This is a genomic window from Albimonas sp. (assembly GCF_055129145.1).
Map to the genome: position 1 here is coordinate 1 of NZ_JBSRTQ010000114.1, position 13,972 is coordinate 13,972.

General features: G+C 70.1%; 14 protein-coding genes. 2 read left to right on the forward strand and 12 right to left on the reverse strand.

Going from position 1 to position 13,972, the window contains the following annotated elements; translation table 11 throughout:
• A partial coding sequence (locus ACTB72_RS15940; protein ID WP_463037992.1) for a TRCF domain-containing protein occupies positions 1 to 888 on the forward strand: 888 nt, incomplete at its 5' end.
• Positions 889 to 928: 40 nt separating this feature from the next.
• Here the strand turns inward: ACTB72_RS15940 and ACTB72_RS15945 are convergent.
• From ACTB72_RS15945 to ACTB72_RS15965, 5 genes are all read right to left on the reverse strand, one after another.
• On the reverse strand, positions 929 to 1,465 hold the full coding sequence (locus ACTB72_RS15945) for a hypothetical protein (protein ID WP_463037993.1): 537 nt from the start codon (positions 1,463 to 1,465) through the stop codon (positions 929 to 931).
• A 49-nt stretch (positions 1,466 to 1,514) separates the two neighbouring features.
• The gene (locus ACTB72_RS15950) at positions 1,515 to 2,213 is read right to left on the reverse strand and encodes a DsbA family oxidoreductase (RefSeq protein WP_463037994.1); all 699 of its coding nucleotides are present in this window, start codon (positions 2,211 to 2,213) and stop codon (positions 1,515 to 1,517) included.
• Positions 2,214 to 2,244: 31 nt separating this feature from the next.
• Positions 2,245 to 3,003, reverse strand: a complete 759-nt coding sequence (locus tag ACTB72_RS15955) for a type 1 glutamine amidotransferase (protein WP_463037995.1) — start codon at positions 3,001 to 3,003, stop codon at positions 2,245 to 2,247.
• A 9-nt stretch (positions 3,004 to 3,012) separates the two neighbouring features.
• Positions 3,013 to 4,074 carry a patatin-like phospholipase family protein gene (locus ACTB72_RS15960; RefSeq protein ID WP_463037996.1) on the reverse strand — a complete coding sequence of 354 codons (1,062 nt, stop codon included), beginning with the start codon at positions 4,072 to 4,074 and terminating at the stop codon, positions 3,013 to 3,015.
• A gap of 191 nt (positions 4,075 to 4,265) precedes the next feature.
• A complete protein-coding gene (locus ACTB72_RS15965; RefSeq protein ID WP_463037997.1) occupies positions 4,266 to 5,051 on the reverse strand; it encodes a 3-hydroxybutyrate dehydrogenase in 786 nt (261 codons plus the stop codon).
• Positions 5,052 to 5,551: 500 nt separating this feature from the next.
• Here ACTB72_RS15965 and ACTB72_RS15970 point away from each other — a divergent pair, with 500 nt between their 5' ends.
• A complete protein-coding gene (locus ACTB72_RS15970; RefSeq protein WP_463037998.1) occupies positions 5,552 to 7,255 on the forward strand; it encodes an extracellular solute-binding protein in 1,704 nt (567 codons plus the stop codon).
• Between the two features lies 1 nt (position 7,256).
• On the opposite strand, the gene ACTB72_RS15975 is transcribed toward ACTB72_RS15970, so the two are convergent.
• From ACTB72_RS15975 to ACTB72_RS16005, 7 genes are all read right to left on the reverse strand, one after another.
• Positions 7,257 to 7,889 (reverse strand): LysE/ArgO family amino acid transporter, encoded by a 633-nt coding sequence (locus ACTB72_RS15975; protein ID WP_463037999.1) that lies wholly within the window; start codon positions 7,887 to 7,889, stop codon positions 7,257 to 7,259.
• A 70-nt stretch (positions 7,890 to 7,959) separates the two neighbouring features.
• Positions 7,960 to 8,850 (reverse strand): DUF502 domain-containing protein, encoded by an 891-nt coding sequence (locus ACTB72_RS15980; RefSeq protein ID WP_463038000.1) that lies wholly within the window; start codon positions 8,848 to 8,850, stop codon positions 7,960 to 7,962.
• Between the two features lie 396 nt (positions 8,851 to 9,246).
• On the reverse strand, positions 9,247 to 10,197 hold the full coding sequence (locus tag ACTB72_RS15985; RefSeq protein ID WP_463038001.1) for a 2-hydroxyacid dehydrogenase: 951 nt from the start codon (positions 10,195 to 10,197) through the stop codon (positions 9,247 to 9,249).
• A 74-nt stretch (positions 10,198 to 10,271) separates the two neighbouring features.
• The gene (gene rodA / locus ACTB72_RS15990; RefSeq protein WP_463038002.1) at positions 10,272 to 11,411 is read right to left on the reverse strand and encodes a rod shape-determining protein RodA; all 1,140 of its coding nucleotides are present in this window, start codon (positions 11,409 to 11,411) and stop codon (positions 10,272 to 10,274) included.
• Between the two features lie 216 nt (positions 11,412 to 11,627).
• The gene (locus tag ACTB72_RS15995; protein WP_463038003.1) at positions 11,628 to 12,530 is read right to left on the reverse strand and encodes an ABC transporter permease; all 903 of its coding nucleotides are present in this window, start codon (positions 12,528 to 12,530) and stop codon (positions 11,628 to 11,630) included.
• Between the two features lie 12 nt (positions 12,531 to 12,542).
• Complete coding sequence (locus ACTB72_RS16000; RefSeq protein ID WP_463038004.1) at positions 12,543 to 13,475, reverse strand: ABC transporter permease; 933 nt, start codon at positions 13,473 to 13,475, stop codon at positions 12,543 to 12,545.
• Between the two features lie 8 nt (positions 13,476 to 13,483).
• Positions 13,484 to 13,972: oligopeptide/dipeptide ABC transporter ATP-binding protein (locus ACTB72_RS16005; RefSeq protein ID WP_463038005.1), on the reverse strand; the 489-nt coding region annotated here is incomplete at its 5' end.

The window sequence follows — 13,972 nt, forward strand, 5'->3', positions numbered from 1 at the left end:
TACGACGGCAAATACGATGTGCTGCTGGCGACGACCATCGTGGAGTCCGGGCTCGACATCCCCCGCGCCAATACCCTGATCGTGCACCGGGCGGACATGTTCGGGCTGTCGCAACTCTACCAGATCCGCGGCCGCGTCGGCCGCTCGAAACTGCGCGCCTACGCCTATTTCACCACCGAGCCGCGCAAGCGGATGACCGCGGGGGCGGAAAAACGGCTGAAGGTTCTGGCGAGCCTCGACAGTCTGGGCGCGGGGTTCACGCTGGCCTCGCACGACCTCGACATCCGCGGCGCCGGCAACCTGATCGGCGAGGAGCAGTCCGGCCATATCCGCGAGGTCGGCTTCGAACTCTACCAGCACATGCTGGAGGAGGCGATCGCCCGCATGAAGTCCGGCGATCTCGACGTGCCGGCGGATGCAGGGGACTGGTCGCCGCAGCTCGGCCTCGGCGTGCCGGTGATGATCCCGGAGGCCTATGTCGAGGATCTGGACGTCCGCCTCGGCCTCTACCGCCGTCTGTCGAGCCTGGAAACCAAGACCGAGCTGGAGGGGTTCGCGGCCGAGCTCCACGACCGCTTCGGCAAGCCGCCCTCGGAGGTCGAGATGCTGCTGCGGGTGGTGCGGGTCAAGGCGATGTGCCGCCGGGCAGGGATCGCCAAGCTGGATGCGGGCCCCAAGGGGGCGACGCTGCAGTTCCGCGACGACAAGTATGCTAACCCGGCGGGGCTCGCGGGCTGGTTGCAGGATCAGCGCGGGCTCGCCAAGATCCGCGACAACAAGGTGGTGATCCGGCGCGACTGGGCGACGGAGGCGGACCGCCTCAAGGGGGCCTTCGCCATCGCCCGCGATCTCGCGCGGCTGGCCGGGGCGGCCAGGAAGGCGGCCTGATCGGGTCCGGTTGATCGGGCGGAGGGGCCGGGGCGGGGCGTCAGTAGCTCATGATCTCGGGCATGATCATCCGGCCGTTCAGCGCCAGCATGACCAGTCCGAGCGCCACGACCACGCCGACCTCGATCATCACCAGGTTGAGATGGCTGCCGCGCAGCATCGACTGCGAGAACCGGTGCGCCTCGGCGTCGCCGCGAAGGGCGGAGGCGGCGACCCGGTCCTCGGCGTCCTGGATCTGCAGGCGCACGGGTTCCGTCATGAACAGGTACATGCCGCCCACCAGCATCACCAGCGCCAGCGGCCGGTCGCTGCCGCCCTGGGCGAGGCCGAAGAGCCCGGCCACCGCCAGAGCGATGCCCGCCACCACGATCAGCAGATAGCGCATGTTATGGCGCCACAGCGCCTGACGGCGCGCCTCGATCACATCGAGCGCCTCGTCGGTGGTGTCGGCGCGCGACATCTTGCACCGACGCCAGCATACCACGCTCCACCCTGCGCGCAGCGCCATGGCGGCGAGCAGCCAACGGGTCAGCGGATCCGAACCGATGAACTCGAGAATGTTGTCCAGGCCGAACATGCGTCTCGTCCTTCAACAGGGGCCCGCGACCGCGCAAGGCCCGCGCCGGTCAGCCGCCCGCGCGCGCCCCGCCGCCGTTTCCGTCGTCATTGGCGGCCCGCAGCATCGGGTCGCCGGCCATCAGGCGCAGGATGTCCTCGATCAGATCGGTCCAGACCTCCTGCTTCTGGCAGCCCTGGATCACGTATTTGCCGCCGACGAGGAAGGTCGGCACCCCGCCCACCCCGATCTCGCGCGCGGCCTTGTCCTCGTGCAGCACATCCTCGGCGTCGGCCTCGCTGTCGAGCAGCTGGCCGACCACTTCGGGGTCCAGGCCCGCATGTCCCGCCACTTTCAGCAGGACGGCGCGGTCGGAGATGTCGATGCCTTCCTCGAAATAGAGGCGGAAGAGCGCGTCCATCACCTGGCTCTGCACGCCTTCCAGCGCCGCCCAGCGCACCAGACGATGGGCGTTCAGGGTGTTGGGAGTGCGCGCTATCCGCGAGAAGTCGATCACCAGACCCGAGTCCTTCGCGGCGGCGGCGATGGACGTGTAGACTTCGGTCGCGGCCTCGGGCCCGCCGAATTTCATCTCGAGATAGGATTGGCGATCCATCCCCTCGACCGGCATGTCGGGGTTGAGCTGGAAGGGTCGCCATCGCACCTCGAACGGGTGGTCGGGATGGGCCGCAAGCGCCCGGTCCAGCTCGGTCTTGCCGATATAGCACCAGGGGCAGATCGGATCGGAGATGATGTCGAGAGTGATCATGGACCCAATGTGGGGAGGTTGGGCGCGGGAATCAATTCGAGTCTGAACCGCGGCCGGTCGAAAGCGGCGGTTCGGGGGCGAGATGGAACCAGAGGTCGATGATGTCGCGCAGCCAGGTCTTCAGCGCAGGGTCGTCGCGGGGGAAGTCGGCGTCCTGGCGGGCTTTGGGCTGGGCGCCGGGCAGGTCATGGGCGCCGATCCAGTCGCGCTGCCAGATGTCGAAGATGGCGCGGGTGACCTCGGGGTGGAATTGCAGGGCGAGCGCGGATCCGGCGCGGAAGGCGAGGTTCGGCCAGGCCCCGCCGGCGGTGGCGAGCCGCTCCGCCCCCTCGGGCATCGCGAAGCCCTGGGCGTTGCCGCAGAGCACGCGAAGCCTGTCGGGGATCGGGTTCGGCGCGGTCCCGGGGGCGACGGGCAGGGCGGTCAGCCGCTCGAACCCGTAGGCGATGCGGCCCTGCGGGTCGGGCCCGACTTCGGCCCCCATCGCATGGGCCAGCATCTGGGCGCCGAGGCAGATGCACAGCATCGGCATTCCCGCCGCCTGGGCTGCGCGCATCACCGCCATTTCCGCCGCCATCCACGGCTGGGAGGGGAGGTCGGTGACCATCTGCGCCCCGCCCAGCACCATCAGACCGCCATAGGGGGCGAGGTCGGGGATCGGCTCGCCCTTCCACGGATGCACCACATGGGGCGTCGCCCCGCGGGCGGCGAAATGGACCTGGGCCGCGTCGGGCTCGGGCAGGTCGGCATGTTCCAGCACCAGGATGGGGCGCGGCGTCGAGCGCGGCATGGGGGGCGCTCAGGCGTAGAGCTCGGCGACGTCGACGCTGGGCCGCACCCCGAGATTGCCCCAGTTCTCCTTCAGGAAACGGTCCATGGCGATGCGCCCCGCCTCCTTGAGGCTCTGCAGCAGGGTCCAGTCGGGGGAGGCCTTGGTGGCCGCGCCGAGCTGGCGCATGGTCGCGTCGTCGGCCACCGAATGGATCAGCACCGACTTCATCGCCCCCTCGGGGATCAGTCCCTCGGCGATCAGGCGGCGGGCGAAATTGACCGCGCGCAGTTCACCCATAAGCGCCGAATTGAAGCCCACCTCGTTGACCCGGTTCAGAATTTCGCGCGAGGTCCGCGGGGCCTGCTCTCGCTCGATCGGATTGATATGGACGATGATCACGTCGCGCGACCTGGTGTTGTAGAACAAGGGCCACAGCGCCGGGTTGCCGGTATAGCCGCCGTCCCAGAACGCCTCGCGCCGGCCGGTCTTGGGGTCGTCGATCTCCACCGCCTGGAACACGGTCGGCAGGCAGGTCGAGGCGAGGATGGTTTCGGAGCTGATCTCGTCGCCGCGGAACACCCGCGCCTTGCCGGTGCGCACGTTGGTGGCGCAGATGAACAGCTGCGGCCCCTCGCCGGTGCAGACCGCGTCGAAGTCGAGCTGGCGGGTCAGAAGATCCCGCAACGGGTTGATGTTGAAGGGATTGAGGTCATAGGGCGAGAACATGCGGGTCAGCGCGTCGCCCATGCCCCAGCGGGCCCCGGCCTCGATGGCGTCGGCGATGTTAGGCAGGGTCGGGTCGCAGGCGCGCACCCATTCCAGCAGCGGATTGGGCAGGCCGGGCGACACCAGCGACACCGAGCGCCAGAAGTCGTCGAGCGCCTTGCGCGCCGCCTCCCGCGTGCCGCCGCGCACCAGGCCGCTTTTCAGCGCGGCGGCGTTCATCGCCCCGGCGGAAGTGGCGGAGATGCCTTCGATTTCAAGCGCATCCTCTTCCAGTATCCGGTCGAGAACGCCCCAGGTGAAGGCGCCATGCGCCCCGCCGCCCTGAAGCGCGAGGTTCACGGTCTTGGTCTTGCGGCGGGCCATGGGAGATCCATCCATCCGTTCGGGCGGGCATTCGGGCGGGCGCGAAGCGTGCGCAAGGCGTGCACCGCGCGTGCACCGGTTTCGTGGCGGCGGGCCGGGCGCCGAAGCGGGGGCCGGCCGGTCATTGGTAGGCAAACGGCGACGCTGGGGAAACCCATTTTCTCACAAGGTCTCCCCCCCCGACGGCGGGGTCAGAGCGCGGTCCAGCCCCCGTCGACCGACAGCGTGGTCCCGGTGATCTGCGCCGCGTCGTCCGAACAAAGGAAGGCCACGCAGCCGCCGAGCTGCTCGGTCGTGGCGAATTCCCTGGAGGGCTGGCGATCCAGAATCACCTTCCTGATCACGTCCTCCCGGCTCATGTCGTATTGCTTCATGGTGTCGGGGATCTGGGCCTCGACCAGCGGCGTCAGCACATAGCCGGGGCAGATGGCGTTGCAGGTGATCGGCTCCTGCGCCGTCTCGAGCGCGGTGACCTTGGTGAAGCCGACCACGCCGTGCTTGGCGGCCACATAGGCGCTCTTGTAGGGGGAGGCGGTCAGCCCGTGGGCGGAGGCGATGTTGACCACCCGCCCCCAGCCGGCCTTGCGCATCAGCGGCAGCGCGGCGGCGGTGGTGTGGAAGGTCGACGACAGGTTGATGGCGATGATCGCATCCCATTTCTCGGCGGGGAACGCGTCGATCGGGGCCACGAACTGGATGCCGGCGTTGTTGACCAGGATGTCGACCGAACCGAGCTTTTCCGCGGCGGTCGTCACCAGCGCCCGGCACTGGTCGCCCCTGGACATGTCGGCCTGGATGTAGACGACCTGCGTCCCGTGCCTCGCGGCGATGTCGGCCGCCAGCGCATGGTCCGCATCGTCATTGCCGAACGAGTTGATCGCGACGCGCGCGCCGCGGGCGGCCAGGACCTCGGCGATGCCGAGCCCGATGCCGGAATTCGATCCGGTGACGACGGCGGTCTTTCCCTTTATGGACATGTCGCTATTCGCTTCCTGCATGACTAGGGTCGGGAGGGCGCGTCCGGGACCGCCCTTTCCATCCGAGACCTAATGCTTCGCAGGTGCGAAATCGAGCGGCGCCGCAACAAAGCCATCTATGAAAGGCAGGGCGGCGCGAAGCCGCGAAAGTCAGGGCGGCGCGACGCCGGGTTGAACCGGGGCGGGCGACGCCGTAGGCGCGATGGCGGCCGGGGCGCGGCGAACATTTCATCACTGCGGGGGCGCAAAAAAAAGACGCCCTCCGAGGAGGGCGTCAAGTGTTGAGGCAGGTTTCATACAGGCAAGAAACCTATCGAGCAGTGAGGGCAGGATACGTATCCGCCCGGGCCGGTGGCAAGCGAAAGTTTGGCGACTGCGTGGGGTTAGGCGGCATTAGCGAAGATATCAGGCGAATGCGCCACACTCTCGCGCTGGCCCTTTCCCTTGCTCTGGCGCCCATATGCGGGGGGCCGCAAGCGGCGCCGGCACATGGTCTTGCGATGCAGGGCGCCCCGGCGCTCGCGCCCGATTTCAACCATCTGCCCTATGCCGACCCTGCGGCGCCTCAGGGCGGGCGCCTGGTGCTGGGCGAGCTCGGCGGGTTCGACTCGCTCAATCCCTACATCCTCAAGGGCCGCTCGGTCTGGGCGGTTCGGGGGCTGATGGTCGAATCGCTGATGGGCCGATCCTGGGACGAGCCCTTCACGCTTTACGGTCTGCTGGCCGGGCGGGTGGAGACGGCGCCGGACCGGGCTTGGGTGGAATTCGAACTGCGCGAGGAGGCCCGATTCTCCGACGGCTCGCCGGTGACGCTCGAGGATGTGATCTGGTCGATGGAGGTGCTGGCGGAAAAGGGGCTGCCGGGGTTCCGCACCTCCTGGGCCAAGGTGTCGGAGGTCGAGGTGACCGGGGCGCGCTCGGTCCGCTTCCATTTTTCGGAGCCGGACCGCGAGATGCCGCTGATCATCGGCCTGCGCCCGATCCTGAAGAAGGCGGCGTTCGAGGGGCGCGATTTCGCCGACAGCTCGATGACGCCGTTCGTGGCGTCGGGCCCCTATGTGGTTGAGCAGGCTGAGCCCGGGCGCCGGGTGGTGTTCCGCAAGAACCCCGACTGGTGGGGGGCGGATCTGCCGATCAACGCCGGGCGCTGGAATTTCGACGAGATCCGCTACGAGTGGTTCAAGGACGAATCGGCCCGGTTCGAGGCGTTCCGCGCCGGCGACATCGACCTCTTCCGCGACGGCGACCCGGCGCGTTGGGAGGAGGGCTACGGCTTTCCGGCCGCGACGCGCGGCGACGTGATCCGGGCGGAGATCCCGCATCAGCGCCCCTCGGGCCTGACCGGCTTCGTGTTCAACACCCGAAAGCCGATCTTCGAGGACATCCGCGTGCGCAAGGCGCTGGCGGAGGCGTTCGATTTCGAGTGGATCAACAACACCCTCAACCGCGGCGCCTATGCCCGCATCCGCAGTCCGTTCGGCGGCTCGCCGCTGGGGTTCGAGGGCGCGGCGGAGGGGGCGGAGCGGGCGATCCTCGCGCCCTACGCGGCGGATCTGCCCGAGGACGCGCTGGAGGACGGTTTCGCCTGGCCGGTCACCGACGGCTCGGGCCGCAGCCGGCGCAATTTCCGCGCGGCCTCGCAGCTGCTGGCCGAGGCGGGCTGGCAGGTGAAGAACGGCGTGCTGACCGGGCCCGAGGGCCAGCCGTTCCGCTTCGAGATCCTGCTGGGGGGACCTGCCTGGGAGGCGGCGGCGCAGGTCTTCGTCAAGTCGTTGCAGGTGCTGGGGATCGACGCCTCGGTCCGCATGGTCGACGGCGTGCAATACGAGGCGCGGCGGGCGGAATACGATTTCGACATGATCGTCAACACCTGGGCGATGAGCCTGAGCCCGGGCAATGAGCAGCGCTACTACTGGGGCCGCGATGGCGTCACCCGGCCCGGCACCCGCAACTATCCGGGCGTCGACAGTCCGGCGGCGGAGGCGGCGATCGACGCGCTGCTGGCCGCCGACGAGCCGGAGGCGTTCCAGGCCGCGGCGCGGGCGCTCGACCGGGTGCTGACCACGGGGATCTACGTGATCCCGCTCTGGCACGCGCCGACCAGCCGGATCGCCTACTGGAAGGGGCTGCATTTCCCGGCGCAGCTGCCGCTCTATGGCGACTGGACCGGGTGGCTGCCGGATGTGTGGTGGCGGGCGGAGTAGCTCAGCGCGCCACGAGCCCGGCGGCGAGGCCGAGCATCAGCACGCCGACGGCCAGGTCGAAGATCCGCCAGGCCCCGGGGCGCGCGAGCAGGGGCGCGAGCCGTCGCGCCCCGTAGCCCAGGCCGAAGAAGAATACGAAGGAGGCCGCCATCGCCCCGATCCCGTAGGCGAGGCGGGCGGCCCCTTCGAATCCCGCGCCCGCCGCCCCGATCAGCGCCAGCGTGTCGAGATAGACATGCGGGTTCAGCCAGGTGAAGGCGAGGCAGGCGAGCAGCGCCGCGCGCAGGCCCGGGTCGGCGCCGACGGCCGCTTCGATTCCGTCCTCGCCCCGCCAGGCGGCGCGCAGGCGCAGGCCGCCATAGGCCGTGAGGAAGGCGGCGCCGCCCCAGGTCATCGCCGTCTCCAGTCCCGGAACCCGCTGGGCCACGGCGCCGAAGCCCGCGACGCCGGCGGCGATCAGCACGGCGTCGGACAGCGCGCAGACCAGGCAGACCCAGAACACATGCCGCCGCGCCAGCCCCTGGCGCAGCACGAACACGTTCTGCGCGCCGATGGCGAGGATCAGCGAAAAGCCGGTGGCGAAGCCGGTCAGACCGGCGGCGAGCAGGGGCAGCGCGGGGGAGGGGTCGTCCATGGCGAGAGGCTCCTGCGCGGTCGCGCCGAAGGGCCGACGGTTCATGGGGAGCGGCGAAGGGGGCGGCGCGTCAGTCCCGGCGGGGCGGGACGGCCGGCGGGACGGCCGGGGGCGCCGCCTTTCTCGCCGCTTCCCCCGCGGCGGGTTCGGCCAGCTTGCGGCTGCGCACCGTCTCGGGCGGGGCCGCGCGGGCGGCGGCGGCGGGACGCGGCGCGCCGTTGGGGCCGCGCCTCGCCGCGCCGGCGGCGCGCTCCTCCAGCGTCGGGGGCACCACCAGACCGGCGGAGATCACCAGCTTCGCCGCCTCCTCCACCGACATGTCGAGCGTCACCACGTCGGAGCGCGGCACGAACAGCAGGAACCCCGAGGTCGGGTTCGGCGTGGTCGGCAGGAACACCGAGATCATCGCGCTGGTCTCCGCCTCCCGGTTCTGGGCGAGGTTGTGGGCGGCGACCTTGCCGGGGATCTCGCCGCGGGTCTCGGTGGACACGAAGGCCAGCGCCCAGACCTCCCGCCGGGGATATTCGACGAGGCACGCCTCCTTGAAGGACGCGCCCTGGGACTGGGTCAGCACCGTCTCGATGATCTGCTTGACGCCGTTGTAGACCGAGCGGACCACCGGCATCCGGTCCACGAACCGCTCGGCCATCAGCACCAGCTGGCGGCCGAAGAGGTTCTTGGTGGCGGATCCGACCACGGCGGTGAACACGAAGAACACGACCAGGCCGAAGCCGGGGATGTCGACGCCCAGATAGGTGTTGGGATTGTAGACCCCAGGGACCAGCGGCACGATCTTGTCGTCGACGAAGGTGACGACGGTCCAGATCAGCCACAGGGTCAGCGCCACCGGGGCGACGATCACCAGCCCGGTGAGGAAGTTGGCGCGCAGGCGCTGCCAGAAGCCGCGGCGCGCGGGGCGGCCGGGTTTGGGAGCTTTGCGGCGACGCGGGGTGGGGGCCATGGGGCGGCGCTCCGGTGGGCAGGTGGGGCGGCGCGGACGGGCGCCGGCGCGGAGGCGCGCGGGAAAGCTGGAAGGTAATGGCGCGCGTGAGGCTTAGCAACGCGACGAGGCGTGGCGCCCTAACGTCAGGGCCCGGCTTTTTCATGGGCGGTCGACCGGGGGGCGTTGGTGAAGCGGCGGGCGAGACCTTCAACAAGAAGCAGATGAATTCGGTTGCGAATGGGTGTAGATCTGCCGATTTACGGTGAATATCGACGATATGGCCATCGTCAGCTTGGCGCTCTTTTCGTGGGTCCAGCCGTGCCTTGTCGCAGGTTCAAGCCGCCTGCCGGTGTGCGGCCGCCCAGCCCAGCCCGGCCCCGCCCAGAGCCGGAGGCGCGGGGCGGGGCGGCGGGATCAGTAGCCGCGGCTGCGGTCCACCAGATGCAGCAGCGGCTCGCCGCGCGACAGGCGGCCGATCTGCTCGACCAGCGCGCCGGACGCGGTCTCGGGCCGCGTCGCCGACGCGATATGCGGGGTGACGGTGACTTTGGGGTGCGCCCAGAACGGATGGTCGACGGGCAGCGGCTCGACCCGGAACACGTCGAGCGTGGCGTGGGAGATCTGGCCGCTGTCCAGCGCCGCCAGCAGCGCCTCGTCGTCGATCAGCGGACCGCGGCCGGGGTTCACGATCACCGCGCCGCGGGGCAGGAGCGCGAGGCGCCGCGCATCGAGCAGATCGGTCGTGTCGGGGGTGTCGGGGAGCAGCAGGACCAGGATCTCGGACCGGGCCAGGATTTCTTCCAGACCGTCCGGGCCGTGGAAGATGGCGACGCCCTCGACCTCATGGCGGCTCCGCGCCCAGCCGGCCACGTCGAAGCGGAGCGCCGCCAGCATCTTGGCCGCGTCGGTCCCCAGTTCGCCGAGGCCGAGCACGCCGACCCGCCGGTCGCGCGCGAGCGGCGGGATGCGCTGGGGCCAGTCGCCCGGCGCGAGCGCGATATGGGCGTCGATGCCCATGTGGTGGCGCATGACATGGGCGCAGACCCAGTCGGTCATGCCCAGCGTCAGGCCGGGCTCGACCATGCGCGCCAGCGGCACGGTGATGCGCGTGTCGCCGACGATCTTCTCGACGCCGGCCCAGAGCGACAGGACGGCGCGCAGGCTCGTGTAGGGGGCGAAATCCTTCACCGGGCCGTTGGGGTTGTAGATGAGGGCGTGGACCTCGGCCGGGTCGACCTCCTCCGGCGTCATGAAGAGGGTCATGGCGACGCCCTGCTCGGCGGCGGCTGCGCGGATCGGCGCCTCCCATTCGGCGCGCTGGGCCTCGCGTCCGGCGAAGAGGATGTTGAGCGTTTCGGCGGTCATGGCGGGGATCCCCTTCGCAGTTGCGGCGCCGACCGGCGTAGCCGAGCCGGGGGCGCGGGGCAACCGGGCGGGCGTCAGTTCCGCGGGCGGTGGATATGGGCCGACTGCACGAAGCCGAAGGCGATCAGCAGCACCATCATCGCCGACCCGCCATAGGAGACCAGCGGCAGCGGCACCCCCACCACGGGGGCGAGGCCCGTGACCATCGCCATGTTGACCGCGAAGAACAGGAAGAAGGTCATGGTCAGCCCGCCGGTGGTCAGCGCTCCGAAGCGGTCGCGGTTGCGCAGCATCGACACCGTGCAGAACACCACCAGCAGCGCGTAGAGCAGCAGCAGGGTGGAGGCCCCGACGAAGCCGAATTCCTCGGCGAGCGTGGTGAAGATGAAGTCGGTGTGCTTCTCGGGCAGGAAGTTCAGCCGGGTCTGGGTGCCCTGCATGAAGCCGCGGCCCGAGATGCCGCCCGACCCGAAGGCGATCTTCGACTGGGTGATGTGGTAGCCGGCGCCGAGCGGATCGCTCTCGGGGTTCAGAAACGTCTCGATCCGGCGGAACTGGTAGTCCTTGATCAGCTGCCAGTCGGTGCCGCGGGATTCGAGCACCGCGTAGACCAGCCCCACCGCGGACGCCGCCGCGGTGGCGAAATAGGCCCAGTGGACGCCCGCGAGCCACATCACCGCCGCGCCCCCCAGCCCCAGCAGCAGCGCGGTGCCGAGGTCGGGCTGCTTGAGCACCAGCGCCATGGGCGCGAGGATCAGCAGGATCGGCGGGATCAGCCAGAGCGGATGCGAGGCGCGCCCTTCGCCCAGCCCGTCATAATAACGGGCGAGCGCCAGGACGAGGCTGACCTTCATCAGCTCGGAGGGTTGCAGCTGGATGAAGCCGAGGTCGATCCAGCGGGTGGCGCCCATGCCGGTCTCGCCCATGACCTCGACCAGCACCAGAAGCCCGATGGAGCCGAGATAGGCCAGCGGCGCGAGCGTCCTCCAGATCCGGATATGGATCATCGCCACCACGATCATCAGGGCGACGCCGATGCCGAAGCGGGTGATCTGGCGCGAGGCCCAGGGCTCGAGGCTGCCGCCGGCGACGGAATAGAGCATCAGGAAGCCGACCGAGGCCACCGCGCAGATCAGCAGCAGCACCCCCCAGTGGAAGCGCAGCGCTTTCTGGAAGGCGGAGAGCGGGGCTTCGGGCGGGGCGAGACGGGGCATGGGGCCTCGGGGCCTTTGGGGGGGAGGCCTCAGGGGATGCGCCCAAACCGCCCGGGATGCAAGCCGGGCGCGTCAGGTTGTGATCGGGCGGCGGCGCCCGGCGGGGGCGGTCCCCATCCCGGCCCTCCCCCGCGAGCGGGGGAGGGAGGCGCCTGGCGGAGCCGCCGTCGTAGGGCGGGTTCGAACCCGCCGCTCCGGCCGCCGCAAGCGCCGCGTTCAGCGCAGGGTCGGGTCGAAGCGGTCGCGCAGCCAGTCGCCGATCACCGAGATCGCCAGCGTGGTAACCACGATGGCCGCGGCCGGGGCCAGCATGATCCAGGGCGCCGACTGGATGTAGTCGCGCCCGTAGCCGACCATGTTGCCGAGCGAGGTCAGCGGCGGCTGCACGCCGAGGCCGAGGAAGGAGAGGCCGGATTCCAGCAGGATCACCTCGGGGAAGTTGAGGCTCATCGACACGATCAGGGTGGAGGCGATGTTGGGCAGGATATGGCGGAAGTAGATCCGCCAGGGGCTCGCCCCCAGGTCGCGGACGGCGGCCGCATAGCCCTGCTCCTGCGCCGCGATGGCGAGCCCGCGGGAGATGCGGGCGATCCGCTCCCAGCCATGAAACCCCAGCAGGATCGTGAAGAGGGTCAGCGAGTTGCCGAGGAAGGCGAGCGCCGCGAGCGCGATGATCATGAACGGCATCGCCGCCTGCGCATCGATCAGCATCAGGATGCCCTGTTCGACCCGGCCCCGGAACCAGGCGGCGAGGAAGCCGAGGCTCACCCCCAGCGTGGCGGCGATCAGGGTGGAGAGGAAGGCGATGATCATCGAGACCCGCACCGACTGGATCAGGCGGGAGAGCACGTCGCGCCCCAGCTCGTCGGTGCCGAGCGGATGCGCCCAGGTCCCCCCCATGCCCACCGGCGGGATCAGCCGCGCGCGCAGGTCGAGGGCGAGGAAGTCGTAGGGCGCGATGTCGGGCGCGAAGGCGACCACCGCGATGCAGAGCGCGATCCAGGCCAGCGCGATGAGGACCAGGGGCGGCCAGGCCTCGAAGAACGCTTTGGCGCCGCCCTTGGCGGTGAAGACGCTGCCGGAACGGGCGGGGGCGTGCGGGTCGGAGGATGCGGACATGCGGGCTCTCCCTCAGGCGGTCTTGAGACGGGCGGTGCGCAGCCGGGGATCGACCCAGCCATAGGCGAGATCGACGGCGAGGTTGGCCCCGACCATCGTGGTCCCGATCATCAGGATGATGACCTGGACGACGGCGAGATCCCGGTTGGCGACCGCAGTCACCAGCAGGCGGCCGACGCCGGGCCACGAGAAGATGCTTTCCACCACCACCGCGCCGGCGACGAGGCTGCCGACCATGAAGCCGACGATGGTCAGCGTCGGAATGGCGGCGTTGGGGAGGACGTGGCCGACCACCACGTCGCGCCAGACCAGACCCTTCGCGGAGGCGGTGCGGACGTAAGGCTGGCCCAGCACTTCGAGCATGGCGGAGCGGGTGAACCGCGCGATCACCGCGGCCCCGATCAGCCCCATGGTGACGACGGGCAGGATGCCATGCGAGATCGTGTCCGACCCGCCCGAGGGCAGCCAGCGCAGCTTCACCGCGAAGATCAGCGCCAGCACCAGGCCCATGACGAAGCTCGGCACGGTGAAGCCGAGCACCGAGCCCGCCATGATCGCCCGGTCCGCCCAGGTGTTGCGGCGGAGCGCGGCGAAGATCCCCGCCGGCAGGCCGATCAGGAGGTTGAGCGCGAAGGCGGGCAGGGTGATGGCCAGCGTCATCGGCACCCGCTCGGCCACCACGGCGAGCGCGGTGCGGCCGTCGCGCATGGAATTGCCGAGATCGCCCTCGGCGATGGCGGCGAAATATTTCAGATACTGGATCCAGAGCGGCTGATCGAGGCCCCAGGACCTCCGGAACGCCTCGTAGGCCTCGGGCGGGGCCTCGGGGCCGAGGATGGTGAGGGCGGGGTCGCCGGAAAGCCGCAGCACGATGAAGGCGGCCGACACGATGAGGACCAGCGTCACCAGCGCGCGCAGGAGGCGGGAAAGGAAATAGCGCAGCATGTCGGGCCTCAGGCTTGGGCGGCGGCGGCGGGGGCGGGGGCGCCGCCGGTGACCAGGTGACAGGCGACGGCGCGGCCGGCGTCGCGCAGAAGGGGCGGGCGTTCCGTGGCGCAGCGCGCGACGGCCACGGGGCAGCGGGGGTGGAACGGGCAGCCCGGGGGCGCATCGACCGGGTTGGGCGGATCGCCGATCAACTTGGTGCGCTGGCGGCGACGCCCGGGGACGGGAACCGCGGCGACCAGCGCCTGCGCGTAGGGGTGGAGCGGGGCGCGGAACAGCTCTTCGGGGGCGCCCTCCTCGACGATGCGGCCCAGATACATGACCGCCACCCGGTCCGACATCTGCCGGACCACCTTGAGATCATGGGAGATGAAGAGCGAGGCGAAGCCGGTGCGCGCCCGCAGATCGTCGAGCAGGTTGAGCACCTGCGCCTGGATCGAGACGTCGAGCGCGGAGACGGGCTCGTCGCAGACCAGCAGGTCGGGCTCGAGCGCGAG

Bases quoted from the DNA above. Each gene is read 5' to 3' on its own strand.
- ACTB72_RS15980 (WP_463038000.1), bottom strand. From the start codon at position 8,850: ATGGCCCCCACCCCGCGTCGCCGCAAAGCTCCCAAACCCGGCCGCCCC.
- ACTB72_RS15965 (WP_463037997.1), bottom strand. From the start codon at position 5,051: ATGTCCATAAAGGGAAAGACCGCCGTCGTCACCGGATCGAATTCCGGC.
- ACTB72_RS15975 (WP_463037999.1), bottom strand. From the start codon at position 7,889: ATGGACGACCCCTCCCCCGCGCTGCCCCTGCTCGCCGCCGGTCTGACC.
- ACTB72_RS15950 (WP_463037994.1), bottom strand. From the start codon at position 2,213: ATGATCACTCTCGACATCATCTCCGATCCGATCTGCCCCTGGTGCTAT.
- ACTB72_RS15945 (WP_463037993.1), bottom strand. From the start codon at position 1,465: ATGTTCGGCCTGGACAACATTCTCGAGTTCATCGGTTCGGATCCGCTG.
- ACTB72_RS15970 (WP_463037998.1), top strand. From the start codon at position 5,552: ATGCAGGGCGCCCCGGCGCTCGCGCCCGATTTCAACCATCTGCCCTAT.
- ACTB72_RS15960 (WP_463037996.1), bottom strand. From the start codon at position 4,074: ATGGCCCGCCGCAAGACCAAGACCGTGAACCTCGCGCTTCAGGGCGGC.
- ACTB72_RS15985 (WP_463038001.1), bottom strand. From the start codon at position 10,197: ATGACCGCCGAAACGCTCAACATCCTCTTCGCCGGACGCGAGGCCCAG.
- ACTB72_RS15955 (WP_463037995.1), bottom strand. From the start codon at position 3,003: ATGCCGCGCTCGACGCCGCGCCCCATCCTGGTGCTGGAACATGCCGAC.
- ACTB72_RS16000 (WP_463038004.1), bottom strand. From the start codon at position 13,475: ATGCTGCGCTATTTCCTTTCCCGCCTCCTGCGCGCGCTGGTGACGCTG.
- ACTB72_RS15995 (WP_463038003.1), bottom strand. From the start codon at position 12,530: ATGTCCGCATCCTCCGACCCGCACGCCCCCGCCCGTTCCGGCAGCGTC.
- rodA (WP_463038002.1), bottom strand. From the start codon at position 11,411: ATGCCCCGTCTCGCCCCGCCCGAAGCCCCGCTCTCCGCCTTCCAGAAA.